Below are 16842 nucleotides of genomic sequence, written 5' to 3' on the forward strand. Positions count from 1 at the left end.
CACAGGTCCCGGCGCGCTCACAGGATCAGCTCCGGATGCAGCCGGTCCAGCGTCCACACCTGCTTGCGGCGTGCGGCGACCGCGGTCAGGGCCAGCGCCCCCGCCGTGAACGCCAGGAGCACCGCACAGCCCTGCCAGACCGGGCCGAGCCCGCCGCCCGTGATCAGCCTGCGCAGCCCCTCGACGACATAGCTCATCGGCAGATACGGGTGGATCGCACCGAAGAAGCCGGGGCTGGTCTGGACGGGATACGTACCTCCGGCCGAGGTCAGCTGGAGCATCAGCACGGCGAGTACGAGGATCCGTCCCGCTGCACCGAACCGTGCGTTCAGCCACTGCACGATCGCGCCGAAGCAGCAGGTCACAAGGGCGAGGAAGCCGATCGTTCCGGCGGCGTGGGCCATCTGCAGTCCCAGCCCCCAGTGCAGCACGGACATCAGGGCGGCGACCTGCAGCAGACCGATCGCGGCCACCGGCAGCCAGCCCGCGAAGGCGATTCGCCAGGCGGAGGCCCCGGCGGCGAGCGCCCTCCGGTTGAGCGGCTGGATCAGCATGTATGCCACCATCGCGCCCACCCAGAGGGAGAGCGGGATGAAGTACGGGGCGAACCCGGTGCCGTAGTTGGGGGCCTTGTGCAGCGACTGGGAGGCGAGCTTCACCGGGTCGGCCATCACATCGGTGCGCCGGTCGCGGTCCTGCTTGTCGTAGTCGGGGATCTTGCCGACCCCGTCGTTCAGCCCCTGGGCGAGCGTCGCCGAACCGTCGCCGAGCCGGATCAGCCCGCCGTCCAGGCTGGTCGCCCCCTTCTTCAACTCGCCGACGCCGGTGTTCAGATCGACGGATCCGGTCCTCGCGGTGGCCAGGCCGGTGTGCAGCTCGTCCGCACCCTTGGCGACCTTGTGGGCTCCGGTGTTGAGCGCGTTGACCTTCGCGACGGCGGACTTCAGGTCCTCGTCGAGGTGCGGGGAGCGTTCGGCGAGGGCGTCGGCCTGCTTCTGCAGGGTCGCCAGCTGTCCGCGCAGCTTCTTGAGATCCCCGTTCTGGTCCTTGACCAGTACGTTCACATCGTCGGCGACCTTCGCGACATCGGCCGCGGCGGTCGTGGCCCGCTTCAGCGGGGGACAGACGGTGGGGTCGGGGAGCAGCTGCTCCGTGCAGCGGGTGCGGTAGACGTCGGCCAGATCGTCGGAGGCCTCGTGGGCGGCGGTCGCCGCGGTCGGCGCCGCCTTCACCAGCAGGTCGAGGTTGTCCCGTACGGTCTGCGAGGAATCGGCGACCAGCCGGGCGGTGTCGCCGATCGTCCTGCCGTTGTCCTTCAGGAACGGGCGGACGTCGGCCGCCACCCCGTTGACCTTGTCGGCGAGCAGCTGAGTGCCGTCGGCGACCTGCCGGGACCCGGTTTCGAGGTCGCCGGCGCCCTTGTTCAGTTTGGCGATTCCGCTCTCCAGCCGGCCGCTGCCGGACTTGGCGTCCTTGAGTCCGTCCGCGAGATCCTTCGAGCCCTTCTTCGCCTTGCCGATCCCGCCCTTGAGGTCGTCGGCGCCCTGCGCGGCCTTCGCCGTCGCGTCGTGGAGGTCGGAGAACGAGATGAAGATCCGGTCGAGGAAGCCGCGCGAGGCATTGACCGAGGCGGCGGTGCGGACCTCGGAGAACACCGTCCGGGAGATCTGCCCGACGATGTAGTTGTTGGCGTCGTTCGTCCGCACCTGCAGCGCACCGGTCTCGGGGGAGTCACCCGAACTGGACGCGATCCGCTTGCTGAAGTCCGCCGGCATGGTCAGCGAGAGGTAGTACGTGCCGTCCTCGACGCCCCGGTCGGCCTGGGCGGAGCTCACCTCGTGCCACTCGAAGATCTTGGAGTCGAGCAGCTCGCCGGTGATCTCGTCCCCGGCCTCGATGCGCTTTCCGGCGGCGGTGGCGCCCTTGTCGTTGTCGACCAGGGCGACAGGGATCTTGTCGAGGCGGCTGTACGGGTCCCAGAAGGACCACAGGTACAGGGCGCCGTAGAGCAGGGGCAGGAGCAGGAGCGCGACGAGTGCGGCGCGGGGCAGCCTGCCCCTGCCGAAACGCTTCAGCTCAAGCGCGGCCAGTTTCGGCGAACGCATCGGCCGTCCCCTCATCAGTGGTCTTCTCGGTAGTCGTCGCCTCGGAGGCCTCTGCGGGCTCGGAGGCGTCCGTGGCGTCTGCCTCTGTGACGTCCGCGGTGTCTGAGACGCTCGTGGCGGCCGTGGTGGCCGTGTTGTCCGTGCGGACGGTGATGGCGCCCCCGGGCGCCTGGCTGCAGACGGCGAGCACGGTCGTTCCGCTGTCGGCGACGGAACGCAGCAGTTCCCAGGCCTCGGCGCGCTCGGCATCGGAGAGCTTGAGATCGGTGTCGTCCACGGCGAGCAGCCGCGGCCGACCGATCAGTGCGAGGGCGACGGACAGCCGCAGCGCCTCCAGCCGCTCCAGATCGCGTACGGAGGTCCGCTCGGCCTTGGGCAGGGTTGCCGGGTCGAGTCCGGCGGCGGCCAGTGCCGTGTCGATCCGGTCGCGGGCTGCGGCTGTGCGCTCGGCGCGGGGGCGGAGCAGGGCGCACAGCGAACCGTCGAAGCGGCGCTGCAGCAGGGCGCGCTCGCGCAGGTGCTCGGCGACCGTGAAGGCCGGGTCGAGTTCGCTGACTCCCGGCACCGGGCCGAGCGCGCTGATCCTGCGTGCGGCGGCCATCTGGCGCGGCAGGCGCAGACCGCCCACTTCGGCGCGGCCCTCGGAGGGGCGCATCCGGCCCGTCAGGGCGAGCAGCAGGCAGGTGCGGCCGGAGCCGGACGGGCCCTCGATGGCGACCAGGGCGCCGGGTGGGGCGTCGAGCCGTACGCCCCGGAAGGACCAGCCGCGCGGTCCCTTGAGCCCGAAGTCCTCGGCGGTGACAGCTGCCCCGTGCGGGCTGTCCACAGACCCTCCCCTTTTAGACTGACTGGTCAGTACAAAAAGATAGCTCGAACTCGCGAACGAGGCAAAAGGGCAGGTCAGGGGCGGATCGAGGTCGATTGTCAGTGGTGGGCCCCACGATGGATACATACGGCCACGGAGCCGTCACACGACGACAGGAGGTTCGTCATGGCCAACTCGTCCGCAGCTGCCGCCTCTCGGCGCCGCGCAGGCGGCCCTGCCCCCTCACCGACCGGCCCCGCCCCGTCTTCGAACGGCCCGGCGAACGACGTCCACCCGGTGCTGCGCCGCACCACCGCGCCGCCCGCCGCTCTCGATCTGCTGGCCCAGGCCCGCGGTGGCCTCGAAGAGGCTGCCGTGCTCGCCGTGCCGAACGAGCGCTATGCCACCGCTCATCTCGCCGCGCTGCGCACCGCTGCCGCCGTGCTCGCCGCCCGCGGCCGGCCCGAAACGACCAGGCGACGCAGGGAGAGGATCCGCAGCGCCTGGGAAGTCCTCCCGGAGATCGCCCCGGAGCTCACCGAATGGAGCGCCCTGTTCGCTTCGGGGGCCCGCAGGAGGGCCCGGGCGGAAGCGGGCATACCGGGGGCGGCCAGCAGCCGCGACGCCGACGATCTGCTGCGCGACGCGGCCATGTTCCTGCGCCTGGTGGAGCGGCTCCTGGTGCTCCAGCCGACGCTCCCTCAGGCCCGGCAGAAGCGGCCCGACGCGGGATGACGGCTGCGGTTGCTCGAGGCAATAGGGTGGACAGCACCTGCATCAACCTGCACCGTTCACGCTCCGCCGTCAGTGGCGGCACCGTGCCGAGGAGTCAACTGCCGTGTCGGATCAGCTGCGCCCCCGCGCCTCCCTCCGTACCGCCGTGGTCTGGGAGGTCCTGAAGGATGCTCTCGACCGTCAGGTCAAGGCGACCGGCAGGGACGCCCTGGACGTCCTGGACACCGGCGGCGGCACCGGAAACTTCGCGGTGCCGGTCGCCCGCCTCGGCCACCGGGTCACCGTGGTCGACCCCAGCCCCAACGCGCTCTTCGCGCTGGAGCGCCGCGCCGCCGAGGCGGGGGTCGCCGACCGCGTCCGAGGCGTCCAGGGCGACATCCTCGGCCTGTTCGAGGTGGTCGAGCGCGGCGGTTACGACGCGGTGCTGTGCCACGGCGTCCTGGAGTACGTCGACGACCCCGCCGAGGGCGTACGCAACGCTGTCGACGCACTCCGCCCGTCAGGTGAGCTCAGCCTGCTCGCCGCCGGACTCGGCGGCGCCGTCCTGGCCCGGGCGCTCGCGGGTCACTTCACCGAGGCCAGGCAGGCGCTCAGCGACCCGGCGGGCCGCTGGGGCGCAGGCGACCCGGTGCCCCGGCGGTACACCGCGGAGCAGCTCACCGAGCTGGTCTCCGCAGCCGACGTCGAGGTCGGCGCGGTCCACGGTGTGCGGGTCTTCGCCGACCTCGTACCGGGTGTTCTGGTGGACACCGAGCCCGGCGCGATGGAGGCACTGCTCAAGCTGGAGACTGCGGTTGCGGAACTGCCGGCGTTCCGCTCGGTCGCGACCCAGCTGCACGTTCTGGGCACCAAGCGCGCCTGAGTCGCGGCCGGGGCCTGGCTGCCGGCAGTGCCGGACCGGGCCGAAGTGCGGCGGCAGCGCGGCTGATCAGCAACGCAGCTGCAGATGGAGTACGCCACAGGCCCCCCGATCGGGGCGCAGTCACCGTATGATCGGGGGACACCATCCGGCATGACGGATCGGATGTTGGGGAATCTACGCCTCAGCAGCTGAGCCGTTGTGGCGGCCCGGACTGGCTGATTGGCGAACAGGGCGGGTTTCACGGGGGCGAATCCCTGCCTATCCTGGAAGGGCCGCATACCGGCCGCCCCCCGCGGCCGACGACGAGGAGGACTCCGTGCCGCTCTCGGAGCACGAGCAGCGAATGCTCGAGCAGATGGAGCGAGCGCTGTACGCCGAAGATCCCAAGTTCGCGACAGCGCTCGAGGGAAGCGGGCTGCGTACGTACACCCGGCGACGGGTCTACCAGGCGGTCGCTGGCTTCCTGGTGGGTATCGCGCTCCTCATGGCCGGAATGGTCGCCCAGCAGATCTGGATCAGCGTGGTGGGATTCCTCGTCATGCTGGGCTGCGCGGTCCTTGCGGTCACCGGTTGGCGCAAGGCGCCCAAGCCCGGCGAGCAGCAGGCGCCCGGAGGCAAGGGCGAGCGCCGACACCCCAGGCAACGCCGAACCGTGATGAACCGGATCGAGCAGCGGTGGCAGCGCCGCCGTGACGAGCAGGGTCAGTAAGCGCTTCCGAACGTGTACTGGTGAGGGGCGGCCGCATTCCCGCGGCCGCCCCTCAGCCATGTCTGCGCACCGCTTGCGCGGCCCGGCGGCACCGCCCTTCGATTTCCCCCACGGCCCCAAGGGCAGGCGAAGGTCCTCCCACCGGGCAGCGGCCCATGCCGCTCACGGCGTTTGCTCCTCCCCCTGGACGGGCCGAAACATCGAGCCCGTCCGTCCGGCGACGAGGAGGGAGCGCGGCCCGGTGGCCGCGCCCGCTCCTCAGCCCCGCTGGCGGGACGGCCACGGCGGCAACCTGCGCCACCGCGCCGCCCACCGGCCGATGAGCGCGGACCAGCTTTCGGACGCCGCCCAGATCACCCGAACGGCCGAGCGTGGTGCCACCACCGCGCGGATCCGGGCGAAGCGGTCGGCGGAGGCCCGCAACCCGTTCCGCACCGTCTCCACGTCCTCGGAGAGCCCGGTGGCCGCCCGGGGCTGCGGGGCGTACAGCACCTGCTCCACGGCCCCTGCCACCCCGTGCACGGCAGCGGCCTCGTCGGTGTCCAGCCGCCCCAGCCGTACCATCCGCGCTGCCGCCTTGCGGGGGGTCAGCGAATCGTCGGGGCCGATGCCGTGGTCCCACGCCGTGTCAGTGATCTCCCGCCAGGCCGCCAGCGTTCTGGCGGTGGCATCCGCCGGCGTACGTCCCGCGGGCGAGTTCAGCCTGCGCGTACGCACCCGAACCCGCCAGAGCAACGGCAGCAGCAGCAACGCGAGCACCAGCAGGACCGCCAGAACCGCCCAGACGACGGTGCCGACCGGCGTCCCCGGGTCCTTCGGAGTCGCGGCGCCCGGCGCCGTCGACGAGCCGCACTCGCCCTGCCTGCGAAGCTGCGGCGGGCAGCTGTCCGACGCGGACGGCGCGGCCGACGGCGCGGCCGAGGTACTCGCCTGCGGACGGCTCGGGTTGGCCGAGCCGCCCGTGGGGGCGTCCGGCAGGGTGTACTCGGGCGTACTGCCCCGCGTCGGGGTCGGCTCGAAGCGGGTCCAGCCGATGCCCTCGAAGTACAGCTCCGGCCAGGCGTGCGCATCGCGCAGCCCCACCGACACCGAACCGTCCGACTGCGCGGTGCCGGGCGTGAAGCCCACCGCGACCCGGGCCGGAATGCCCAGCGTCCGCGCCATCGCGGCCATCGTGAACGAGAAGTGGACGCAGAAGCCCCGCTTGGCCTTCAGGAACCGGCCGATCGCGGCCGAGCCGGTGCCCGAGGTCACCGAGGTGTCGTAGCTGAAGCGGCCGTCCAGGGCGAAGAAATTCTGCAGCTTCACCGCTCGCTCGTAGTTGTTGGCGGCGCCCTTCGTCACCTGCTCCGCCGTCTCCTTGACCACCTTCGGCAGCGAGCCGGGTACCTGGGTGTACTCCCGCCGCATCGCGGCCGACGCCGGGCCCGCCGCGGCGAGCTGATCCGCGGTCGGCTGGACCACCAGGCTGGAGACCTCGTACTGCGCCCCACGGGTGGTCTGGCCGCGGTCTCCGACGAGGGTGCGTCCCGCGCGCTCGTACCGCCAGTGCCCGCCGATCTTGATCTCGGTCGCCGGGTAGGGGAGCGGCAGGTAGGTCTGCTGGTACGAACGGGACGCGGAGATGTTCGACCTGATCTCCGTGACGGCGACGTCCGCGGCCAGGCCATCCGGGTTGGGGAGCCGCTTCGGCACGTCCTGCAGGCTGCGCCGCGAGGGCCGCCACTCGCCACCGGTGAACTGGTCCAGGGCCAGGATCCGCAGGTAGAAGTCCTGCGGGCTGCCGGAATTGGTGCGGTACGACATCACCTCCCGGTTCTCCGGCTGGTTCAGATCGTTCTGCAGCGAGACCAGCGGGTTCACCGCGGAGATCGTGCCACCGCCCCCGCCCTTGCCGGACCCGGTCCCCGTACCGGCCAGCCAACCGCCGTTGAGCGCGGACGTCGGTACGGCCAGGGCGATCCCCAGCGCCAGCGCACCGATCCGCCGCCCGGTGCGGACCGGGGCGAGCGGCCGGCCGCCCGACATGTCGAGACCGGCCGCCAGACCGTTCGGTGACCGACCCGTACCACCGAAGACCCGCCCCCACTGGGAGATCCGGTCCCGGCCCTCGGCCAGCAGCAGGAGTAGATAGCCGGCGGCCGCCAGCAGGAACCACAGCCGGCCCGCACCACCGGACAGTCCTGCGGCGACCGAGTAGAGCGCGAGGAGAGGCAGCCCTGCCGGAGCCGCGCTGCGGAACGTCACCGCGAGAGTGTCCACGGCAAGACCGATCAGCAGCACACCGCCGACCAGCATCAGCCGGATGCCGTCCGTCGCGGGCGCCGGGATGGCGTACCTCCCGACATCGTCCGCACCCGCGGTGAGCAGGTCAGCGAGCCGCTGGACGGCCTCGGGACCGGGCAGGAAACCGATCAGGGCCTGCCCCCGGGCGAACACCACGGTCAGCAGCACCAGAGTGACCAGGAACTGCACCGTGACGATCAGCAGCCGCGGCAACGGCACCCGGCGGGCGAGTGCGCCCACCCCGCTCTGGATCGCCAGCAGGAATGCGGCCTGCACGATCCAGGCGGCCGGGTCGACCAGGGGCAGCATCGAACCCGCTGCCAACAGTGTCGCCGCAAAGGCGCACAGCGCCAGCCGACCACGACCGCTCATGACCATCCCCCGGTGAAACCTGTCGTACCGCCCGTGACGCCGCCCGACAGGGCGGACTGCGTCACGGCGCTCTGTTGCCCCGCCAGCTGCCACAGCTCGGCGAGATCGGCCCTGGGCTTCACCAGGACCGCTGTCCAGCCCGCTTCGCGCAGCAGCCGCAGCCGCTCCTCCGCCCCCGCGACAGCGGCGTCGTGCGACTCTCCCTGCACCCAGGTATCGCTGTCCAGCACGAACGCGACGGCGCCGCCGCTGCGCTGCCGCATCCGGGCCGCCACCGCCGCCTGTTCCTCGTCCAGATCGCCGAAGAAGGCGACCAGTAGCCCTTGGTTGCCGCCGCGCAGCACGTCGTACGCCCGCGAAAGGCCGCCCCCGTCGGAGTGGTCGACGACCGCGAGCGTGTCCATCATCAGTCCCGCCGAGTCGGCGGACTCGTGGGTCGAGCCGGCGAAGCCGCCCTCGCCCTCGCCCGGCACCGAACTGCCGTCGTCGGTCAGCAGCCGCACCGCGAAGCCCCGCTCCAGCATGTGCACCAGTGCGGACGCGGCCCCCGACACCGCCCATTCGAAGGCCGAGTCGGGCCCGGTCCCCTGGTAGGCGAACCGCCGGGTGTCCAGCAGCACCGTGCATCTGGCCCGCTGCGGCTGCTCCTCGCGGCGCACCATCAGCTCGCCGTAGCGCGCGGTGGAGCGCCAGTGGACCCGGCGCAGATCGTCGCCGTGCCGGTAGCCGCGCGGAATCACGTCGTCCTCACCGGCCAGTGCCAGCGCGCGCTGCCGCCCCTCGCCGTACCCGGAGGCCTCGCCCGCCAGCCGGACCGGCGGCAGCGGCTCGGTCCGCGGGATGACGACCAGGGTGTCGTACGCGCTGAACGAGCGGGTCAGCTCGCACATCCCGAACGGATCGCTCAACCGCAGCTGCAGCGGTCCGAGCGGATACCGCCCGCGCAGATCCGACCGCACCCGGTACGACACCTCGCGTCGGCCGCCCGCCTCCACCCGGTCCAGCACGAACCGCGGCCGCGGCCCGAGCACATAGGGCACCCGGTCCTGCAGCATGAGCAGCCCCGTGGGCAGCCGCGACACGTTCTCCATCCGCAGGTGCACCCGCGCCTCGGTGCCCGCGGGCACCCGGGACGGGGAGAGCCGCCGGGTGCCCGCGACCCGGTAGCGGGTGCGGAACAGCACCGTCACGCAGACCAGAGGCAGCGCGGCGAGCAGCAGCCCGACCCGCAACAGGTCGCCCTGGCCCAGCACATACGCGCAGACCGCAGCCGCGATCCCGGCCGCGAGGAAGGACCGCCCGCGTGTGGTGAGCCCGCCCAGCGCGGCCCGCAGCCCGCCCTTGTCGTCGCCGTCGTTCATCGCGGCCGGCCCCCCTGCTGCCATCACACCCGCCGCATGCCGGGCGGCTGCTGCCGGCCGTACATCACGGGGCCCGGCTGGTGCTGCGGCGGCGCCGGGACGGCCGCACCGCCACCCGCGGTCGGCACCGGCGTCTGCTGCAGGATCTCCAGCACGACCTGCTCCGCGGTACGACGGTTCAACTGGGCCTGCGCGGTGGGCAGCAGCCGGTGCGCGAGCACCGCGACCGCCAGCGCCTGCACATCGTCGGGCAGGCAGTAGTCCCGCCCGCTCAGCGCCGCCGAGGCCTTTGCCGCGCGGAGCAGATGCAACGTGGCGCGCGGCGAGGCGCCGAGTCTGAGATCCGGGTGGACACGCGTGGCCCCGACCAGCTCCACCGCGTACCGCCGCACGGATTCGGCCACATGGACCGTCCGTACCGCCTCGATCAGCTTCACGATGTCGTGGGCGTGCGCCACCGGCTGCAGATCGTCGAGCGGCGAGACCCCGCCGTGCACATCGAGCATCTGCAGCTCGGCCTCCGCGCTGGGATAGCCGATCGACACCCGGGCCATGAACCGGTCGCGCTGGGCCTCGGGCAGCGGATACGTGCCCTCCATCTCCACCGGGTTCTGGGTGGCCACCACCATGAACGGGTCCGGCAGTTCGTAACTGTGCCCGTCGATGGTGACCTGGCGCTCCTCCATCGACTCCAGCAGCGCGGACTGGGTCTTGGGCGAGGCGCGGTTGATCTCGTCGCCGATCACGATCTGGGCGAAGATCGCGCCCGGTTTGAATTCGAATTCGCGCCGCTGCTGGTCGAAGATGGACACACCGGTGATGTCGGAAGGCAGCAGGTCCGGTGTGAACTGAATGCGCCGCACCGAGCAGTCGATCGACCGCGCGAGCGCCTTGGCCAGCATGGTCTTGCCCACCCCGGGGACATCCTCGATGAGGAGATGCCCCTCTGCGAGCAACACGGTCAGCGAAAGCCGAACGACCTCAGGCTTGCCCTCGATCACAGCCTCCACCGACCTGCGCACCCGCTCCGCTGTGGTCGTCAGATCTGTGAGGCTCGCTCGATCGTCATAGGTCGTCACCCGGCCCTCCTCGGCCCTGCCCCACGCTCTCAAGGAGCAGGGGATACCCCATTCACGGGCCGATGCGCTGTAGTTGGCCCGGCCACCCCGAAAAACGAACACCCTCCGGAACGGTCCGGTGGGATGTCACACCCGCATTCTTGTTGCCGTTACCGCTTCGTGTCACTCGCCTGTGGATAAGTGGGTGCGAAATGTCAGGGTCGGGGGTACTTTCGGTGCCCGGAAAAAACTCGCGAGCGTCAGCTGACGGGGTGGATCTCGCGCAGCAAGCCGCTGGTCACGTCGAAGACGAAGCCGCGGACGTCATCGGTGTGCGGGAGGAACGGCGAGGTGCGGACGCGCTGCATCGACTGCCGTACGTCCTGATCCGCGTCCTTGTACGCCTCCACCGCCCAGACCGGCCGCTGGCCGACCTCCGCCTCCAGCTCCTGGCGGAACTCCTCGGTGATCGACTCGAGGCCGCAGTTGGTGTGGTGGATGAGTATGACGCTGCGGGTGCCGAGCGCCCGCTGGCTGATGGTCAGCGAGCGGATGACGTCGTCGGTGACCACGCCGCCCGCGTTGCGGATGGTGTGGCAGTCGCCGAGCGCCAGGCCGAGCGCGTCGTGGAGGTCGAGCCGGGCGTCCATGCAGGCGACCACGGCGACCTGCAGCACCGGCCGCGCGTCCATGCCGGGATCGTCGAACTCGGCCGCGTAACTGATGTTCGCCTCGACCAGGCGGTCGGTGACCGTACCGCCGGTGCGGGCCCGGCCGGCAGCGGGTGCGGGGTGCTGAGCAGGGGACTGCGCGGAAGTCGACATGGATATGACGTTAGCTCTCGCAGATCACCCTGGCGTGCTGTGAGAAGGGACAAAGAACGTCAACGAGGCTTGTTGTGAGGTAACCCACAGGCCTTGGCCAGCTCACTCGACCGAGTGAAGAGAGGGCGGGCCGACGCGCTACCGGGTTGATTGATCGGGAATCGATCGAATGGCAGGGTGGACTAAAGTGACGGGAAGTTACCGACACCTTGCACATTCCGAAGATTTCCCCTGTGTGCGCGGCGTACGTACGGCCCGGCCCTCTCCCGCTCGCCGGTCGGCCGACGCCACTTCCCCGGCGCCGGCGGACCTCCCCTTCCGAGCGGGCGGGGACCAGGCCGTACGTGCAGCCACACGGGACCTGAGCCTGAGAGGGCGCATGAGCCAGACCCGACACGTCCCGGTGATGCTCCAGCGATGCCTGGACCTGTTGGCCCCGGCTCTGGAGGTGCCGAGTCCGCAAGAGCCCGTGGTCGTCGACTGCACCCTCGGTCTCGGCGGCCACAGCGAGGCCCTCCTCGCCGCCTTCCCGTCCGCCCGGCTGATCGCGCTGGACCGGGACAAGGAGGCGCTGCGGCTCTCCGGCGAGCGGCTCGCCCCGTACGGTGACCGGGCCACGCTGGTGCACGCCGTCTACGACGAGCTGCCCGAGGTGCTCGCCCGGCTCGGCGTCCCCAAGGTCCAGGGCATCCTGTTCGACCTCGGGGTCTCCTCCATGCAGCTGGACGAGGCCGACCGCGGGTTCGCGTACGCCCAGGACGCCCCGCTCGACATGCGGATGGACCAGACGACCGGCATCAGTGCGGCCGAGGTCCTCAACACCTACCCGCCGGGCGAGCTCGTCCGGATCCTGCGTGCGTACGGAGAGGAGAAGCAGGCCAAGCGGATCGTCTCCGCGATCGTGCGCGAGCGGGAGAAGGAACCGTTCAGCAACAGCGCCCGGCTGGTCGAGCTGATCCGTGACTCACTGCCGCAGGCCGCCAAGCGCACCGGCGGCAACCCCGCCAAACGGACCTTCCAGGCGCTGCGCATCGAGGTCAACGGCGAGCTCTCCGTCCTGGAGCGGGCGATCCCGGCCGCCGTGGAGGCCCTCGCCGTGGGCGGCCGGATCGCCGTCCTGTCGTACCACTCGCTGGAGGACCGGCTGGTCAAGCAGGTGTTCGCGGCAGGCGCGGCCAATACGGCGCCGCCCGGACTGCCCGTCGTCCCCGAGCGCTATCAGCCGCGGCTGAAGCTCCTGACCCGCGGTGCGGAGCTGCCCACGGAGGAGGAGGTCGCCGAGAACCGGCGCGCCGCCCCCGCCCGGCTGCGCGGCGCCCAGCGGATCCGCGAGGAGGAGCGATGAGCGCAGCCGGTACGGCACCGGGAGAGGCCGAGGTGACGCGGTGAGCGGACCGGCCGGACAGCTCAAGGGGCGGGCCGCGCGGCTGGCCCGGCTGATGCCCTCCGGGTCCAGCAGTGCGGCCCGTACGCCCTTCGTCCTGCTGGTCGTGCTGCTCCTCGGCGGCGGCCTGATCACCCTGCTGCTGCTGAACTCCGCACTCAACGAGGGATCGTTCAGGCTGAGCGAACTGAAGAAGCGGACCACTGATCTCACCGACGAGGAGCAGGCCCTCCAGCGCGACGTCGACGGCCGCTCCGAGCCGGACGCACTGGAGCGGCGGGCCCGCGAGCTCGGCATGGTGCCCGGCGGTAGTCCCGCCTTCCTCAACCCGGACGGTACGGTCCGCGGCGTCCCCTCCGAGGCCGTCGCCCAGCGGACCCGGGCGCCCGCGGCCGCGCCGCCTGCCGGTGCCTCGCCGTCGAAATCCGTACCGCCCCCGGCCGCGCCGTCCGCTTCCGCCACGTCCCCGGCCCCGCCCGCCACCAAACCCAGCACCTCGGCAGCCCCGCTCGCCACCAAGCCCAGCACCTCGGCAGTCCCGCTCGCGCAACCGCCTACCCCGGCACACCAGTCCTCGACCAGCCCCGGCAGGTGACGCAGTGCCCTCGAAGGAACCGCCGCGCCGCCGGGTCCCCGGCCCCGCACGCCCCCGCAGCGCCGCAGCGGGCTCCGGCCGTCCCCGGCCCGCCGCCCGTCGCCCGTCGCCGGTCCCACGCGGCCGCGCCCCGCGGGGGCCGTCGGCGCGCCCGCTGCGCCTCGGCAGCCCGCGCCCCCGGCTCCGCCTGGTCAGCCTGGGGCTGACGCTCGTCATGCTGGCGTTCGTCGTCCGGCTCCTCCAGGTCCAGGCCGTCGACGCCAGCGCGTACGCGGCCAAGGCCGAGGAGAACCGCTACCTCGAGTACACGATCTCCGCCGAGCGCGGTGAGATCACCGACCGCAGCGGCATCGCTCTGGCCATCAGCGTCGACGCGTACGACATCACCGCCGACCCCAAGATGTTCACGCCCGAGGACAGCAAGGCGCCGGACGCCCCGCAGCAGGCCGCGGCCCTCCTCGCCCCCATCCTCGGCGTCGACGCCGAAGAGCTGACGAAGAAGCTGTCGAAGCCGAAGAGCCGGTACGCCGTCCTGGCCCGCCGACAGACCCCACAGGTCTGGAAGCAGATCAAGGACCTCAAGTCCGTCTTCGCCGAGAAGGCCGAGAAGGACAGGGTGAACGGCGGCCCCGGAGCCAACGTGCTGGCCGGAATCTTCCAGGAGGCGACCACCAAACGGGTCTACCCCAACGGTGGGCTGGCCGCCGGGATACTGGGCTACGTCAACGCCGAGGGCAAGGGCGCGGGCGGCCTCGAATCGCAGCTGGACAAGGAGCTCGCGGGCGAGGACGGCAAGATCAAGTACGCCCAGTCCGGCGGCCGCCGGGTGCCCACCGCGGGCACCAAGGAGGTCCCGGCCGTGGCCGGTTCCGACATCGAGCTGACCATCGACCGGGACATCCAGTGGGCCGCCCAGAAGGCCATCTCGGACCAGGTGAAGAAGTCCAAGGCGGACCGCGGCTATGTGATCGTGCAGAACACCAGGACCGGCGAGGTCCTCGCCATGGCCAACGCCCCGGGCTTCGACCCCAACGACCTCTCGCAGGCCGACGCGGCGTCGCTGGGGAACGCGGCCGTGCAGGACGTGTACGAACCCGGCTCCACCAGCAAGGTCATGTCCATGGCCGCCGTCCTGGAGGAGGGCGTGGCCACCCCCGGTACCCATGTCACCGTCCCCAACCGGCTCCACCGCGGCGACCGGCTCTTCAAGGACGACATCGACCACTCCACCTGGTACCTGACGCTCAACGGCGTACTCGCCAAGTCCAGCAACATCGGGACCATCCTGGCCACCGGACAGCTCGGCAAGACGCAGGCAGAGGCCAACAAGGTCCTCTACTCGTACCTGCGCAAATTCGGCATCGGCAGCCCGACCGGACTGGACTACCCGGGCGAGACGCCCGGCATCCTCGCCAAGCCGCAGGACTGGTCGACCTCGCAGCAGTACACGATCCCGTTCGGCCAGGGACTCTCGCTCAACGCCATGCAGGCCGCCTCGGTCTACTCGACGATCGCTAACGGCGGTGTCCGGATCCAGCCCACCCTGGTCCGCGGCACCAAGGGCGCCGACGGCCGCTTCACCCCCGCGACCACCCCCGGACAGACCCGGGTGATCAGCGAGAAGACCGCGAAATCGCTCGCGAGCATGCTGGAGTCGGTGGTCGGTGACGAGGAGGGCACCGGTACCAAGGCCCGTATCCCCGGCTACCGGGTCGCGGGCAAGACCGGCACGGCCAACCGGGTCGATCCGGTCCGCGGTGGATACCACGGCTACACCGCGTCCTTCGCGGGCTTCGCGCCCGCCGACAACCCGCAGATCACTGTCTACTGCGCGATCCAGAATCCGACGAAGGGCAGCTACTTCGGCGGCCAGATCTGCGGTCCCATCTACAAACAGGTCATGGAGTTCGCGCTGAAGACGCTCCAGACCGCACCGTCCGGCAGCAGGTCCGCCCGCCTGCCGGTGTCCTTCCAGCCCGGCGAGTGAACTCGGGGTAATCAGCCAGTGACAACCATCACCCCCGATCCCGGGAACCGGAACGGGAACCACCCGGGAGCGGCCCCCTCACTTCGCGGGAGGCCGGGTGCGCCCGGTACGCTCACCGCCGTGCCCCACGCTGAACAGTCCCAAACCATCCAGAAGGACGCCCCTGTGAACTACCCGGGAGCGCCCCGCCCGGATCGGCTCCGGCCGACCACCCTCGGCGAGCTGGCAGCCCGGCTGGGAGTCGAATCGCCCGGACCCGGCGAGGTCACCGGGATCACCCATGACTCGCGGGCGGTACGGCCCGGCGATGTGTACGCGGCGCTGCCCGGCGCCCGCCTCCACGGCGCCGACTTCGTCGCCCAGGCGGCCGGCCTCGGCGCGGCGGCGGTCCTCACCGACCCGGCGGGCGCCGAGCGCGCCGCCGCCACCGGACTGCCGGTGCTGGTCACCGAGAACCCGCGCGGCCGGATGGGCGAACTCGCCGCGGAGATCTACGGGCGGCCGGGCGCCGACCTCCTGCAGATCGGCATCACCGGAACGTCCGGGAAGACCACCACCGCGTATCTCATCGAGGGCGGCTTCCGGGGCGCCGGACGCAGCACCGGTCTGATCGGCACCGTCGAGACGCGGATCGGCGACGAGCGCATCAAGTCCGAGCGCACCACCCCCGAAGCGACCGACCTCCAGGCACTGTTCGCCGTCATGCGCGAGCGCGGCGTCGACGCGGTCACCATGGAGGTCTCCAGCCACGCGCTGGTGCTCGGCCGGGTCGACGGCTGCGTCTTCGACGTCGCCGTCTTCAACAACCTCAGCCCGGAGCACATGGAGTTCCACTCCGGCATGGAGGACTACTTCGCGGCCAAGGCCCAGCTGTTCACCCCGGAGCGCAGCCGGCGGGGCGTCGTCAACTTCGACGACGAGTACGGCCGCAGGCTGATCACCGGGGCGTCCGTTCCGGTCGTCACCTTCTCCGCCGAGGGCCACCTGGACGCCGACTGGCGCGCCGAGGACGTCGAAGTCGGCCCGCTGGGCTCCACCTTCACCGTTGTCGGCCCCAAGGGTGAGCGGATCAGCGCCAGGGCCCCGCTGCCCGGCCCGTTCAACGTCGCCAACACCCTCGCCGCGATCGTCACCCTGGCCGTCGCGGGCGTCGACCCGCAGACCGCGGCCGACGGGGTCGCCGCCGTCCCCGGAGTCCCCGGCCGGCTGGAACGCGTCGACGCCGGACAGCCGTACCTCGCGCTCGTCGACTACGCGCACAAGACCGACGCCGTCGAGTCCGTCCTGCGCTCCCTGCGCAAGGTCACCGAGGGCAAACTGCACATCGTGCTCGGCTGCGGCGGCGACCGCGACACGACGAAACGCGGACCGATGGGGGCGGCAGCTGCCCGGCTCGCCGACACCGCCGTACTGACCTCCGACAATCCCCGCTCCGAGGACCCTCTGGCCATCCTCACCGCGATGCTCTCGGGCGCCGCCGAGGTGCCCGTCCACGAACGCGGCGAGGTCCTGGTCGACGCCGACCGGGCCGCCGCCATCGCCACCGCGGTCGCCCGCGCCCGGCCCGGTGACACAGTGCTGATCGCCGGCAAGGGCCACGAACAGGGCCAGGACATCCACGGAGTGGTACGCCCCTTCGACGACCGTACGGTGCTGCGCGCCGCCATCGCCCGGTCCCTGGGGCAAGAGAGCGCCGACGACGCCCCCGAGGACACCCCGGACCTCGCCCACACCCACGAGAACAACAGTCAGGGATGAC

At 71.5% G+C, this 16842-nt stretch carries 13 protein-coding genes; 7 read left to right on the top strand and 6 right to left on the bottom strand.

Features of this window, described 5'->3' with window-relative positions:
- Positions 1-17: 17 nt before the first annotated feature.
- Positions 18-2105, bottom strand: coding sequence for a YhgE/Pip domain-containing protein (locus OHA03_RS22560; RefSeq protein ID WP_267005608.1), 2088 nt, complete (start codon positions 2103-2105; stop codon positions 18-20).
- Complete coding sequence (locus tag OHA03_RS22565; RefSeq protein ID WP_267005609.1) at positions 2077-2931, bottom strand: ATP-binding cassette domain-containing protein; 855 nt, start codon at positions 2929-2931, stop codon at positions 2077-2079. Before OHA03_RS22565 ends, OHA03_RS22560 begins: the two co-directional genes overlap by 29 nt.
- Positions 2932-3096: 165 nt before the next feature.
- Between OHA03_RS22565 and OHA03_RS22570 the strand changes: the two genes are divergently transcribed.
- The 3 genes from OHA03_RS22570 (at position 3097) to OHA03_RS22580 (ending at position 5216) form a co-directional block, all read left to right on the top strand.
- Positions 3097-3645, top strand: coding sequence for an SAV_6107 family HEPN domain-containing protein (locus tag OHA03_RS22570; RefSeq protein WP_267005610.1), 549 nt, complete (start codon positions 3097-3099; stop codon positions 3643-3645).
- 103 nt (positions 3646-3748) lie between these two features.
- The gene (locus OHA03_RS22575; protein WP_030919297.1) at positions 3749-4507 is read left to right on the top strand and encodes a methyltransferase; all 759 of its coding nucleotides are present in this window, start codon (positions 3749-3751) and stop codon (positions 4505-4507) included.
- 316 nt (positions 4508-4823) lie between these two features.
- Positions 4824-5216, top strand: coding sequence for a DUF3040 domain-containing protein (locus OHA03_RS22580; RefSeq protein WP_267005611.1), 393 nt, complete (start codon positions 4824-4826; stop codon positions 5214-5216).
- A 258-nt stretch (positions 5217-5474) separates the two neighbouring features.
- Here OHA03_RS22580 and OHA03_RS22585 read toward each other — a convergent pair whose 3' ends face one another.
- The 4 genes from OHA03_RS22585 to OHA03_RS22600 form a co-directional block, all read right to left on the bottom strand.
- Positions 5475-7874: a DUF3488 and transglutaminase-like domain-containing protein gene (locus OHA03_RS22585; RefSeq protein ID WP_267005612.1), complete on the bottom strand. Its 2400-nt coding sequence runs from the start codon at positions 7872-7874 to the stop codon at positions 5475-5477.
- On the bottom strand, positions 7871-9259 hold the full coding sequence (locus tag OHA03_RS22590) for a DUF58 domain-containing protein (RefSeq protein ID WP_267005613.1): 1389 nt from the start codon (positions 9257-9259) through the stop codon (positions 7871-7873). Before OHA03_RS22590 ends, OHA03_RS22585 begins: the two co-directional genes overlap by 4 nt.
- A complete protein-coding gene (locus tag OHA03_RS22595) occupies positions 9259-10314 on the bottom strand; it encodes a MoxR family ATPase (RefSeq protein ID WP_267005614.1) in 1056 nt (351 codons plus the stop codon). The genes OHA03_RS22590 and OHA03_RS22595 overlap by 1 nt, the downstream gene beginning before the upstream one ends.
- A 239-nt stretch (positions 10315-10553) precedes the next feature.
- Complete coding sequence (locus OHA03_RS22600; protein ID WP_267005615.1) at positions 10554-11117, bottom strand: carbonic anhydrase; 564 nt, start codon at positions 11115-11117, stop codon at positions 10554-10556.
- Positions 11118-11496: 379 nt separating this feature from the next.
- Here OHA03_RS22600 and rsmH point away from each other — a divergent pair, with 379 nt between their 5' ends.
- The 4 genes from rsmH to OHA03_RS22620 all read left to right on the top strand — a co-directional run bounded on the left by rsmH (position 11497) and on the right by OHA03_RS22620 (position 16841).
- Positions 11497-12462, top strand: a complete 966-nt coding sequence (gene rsmH, locus OHA03_RS22605) for a 16S rRNA (cytosine(1402)-N(4))-methyltransferase RsmH (protein WP_267005616.1) — start codon at positions 11497-11499, stop codon at positions 12460-12462.
- Between the two features lie 40 nt (positions 12463-12502).
- Positions 12503-13096, top strand: coding sequence for a septum formation initiator family protein (locus OHA03_RS22610; RefSeq protein ID WP_267005617.1), 594 nt, complete (start codon positions 12503-12505; stop codon positions 13094-13096).
- Between the two features lie 4 nt (positions 13097-13100).
- On the top strand, positions 13101-15083 hold the full coding sequence (locus OHA03_RS22615) for a penicillin-binding protein 2 (RefSeq protein WP_267005618.1): 1983 nt from the start codon (positions 13101-13103) through the stop codon (positions 15081-15083).
- Between the two features lie 165 nt (positions 15084-15248).
- On the top strand, positions 15249-16841 hold the full coding sequence (locus OHA03_RS22620) for a UDP-N-acetylmuramoyl-L-alanyl-D-glutamate--2,6-diaminopimelate ligase (RefSeq protein ID WP_267008127.1): 1593 nt from the start codon (positions 15249-15251) through the stop codon (positions 16839-16841).
- Position 16842 lies beyond the last annotated feature (1 nt).

Origin of the sequence: Streptomyces sp. NBC_00154, from assembly GCF_026342835.1 — a bacterium.
Lineage (GTDB): Bacteria > Actinomycetota > Actinomycetes > Streptomycetales > Streptomycetaceae > Streptomyces.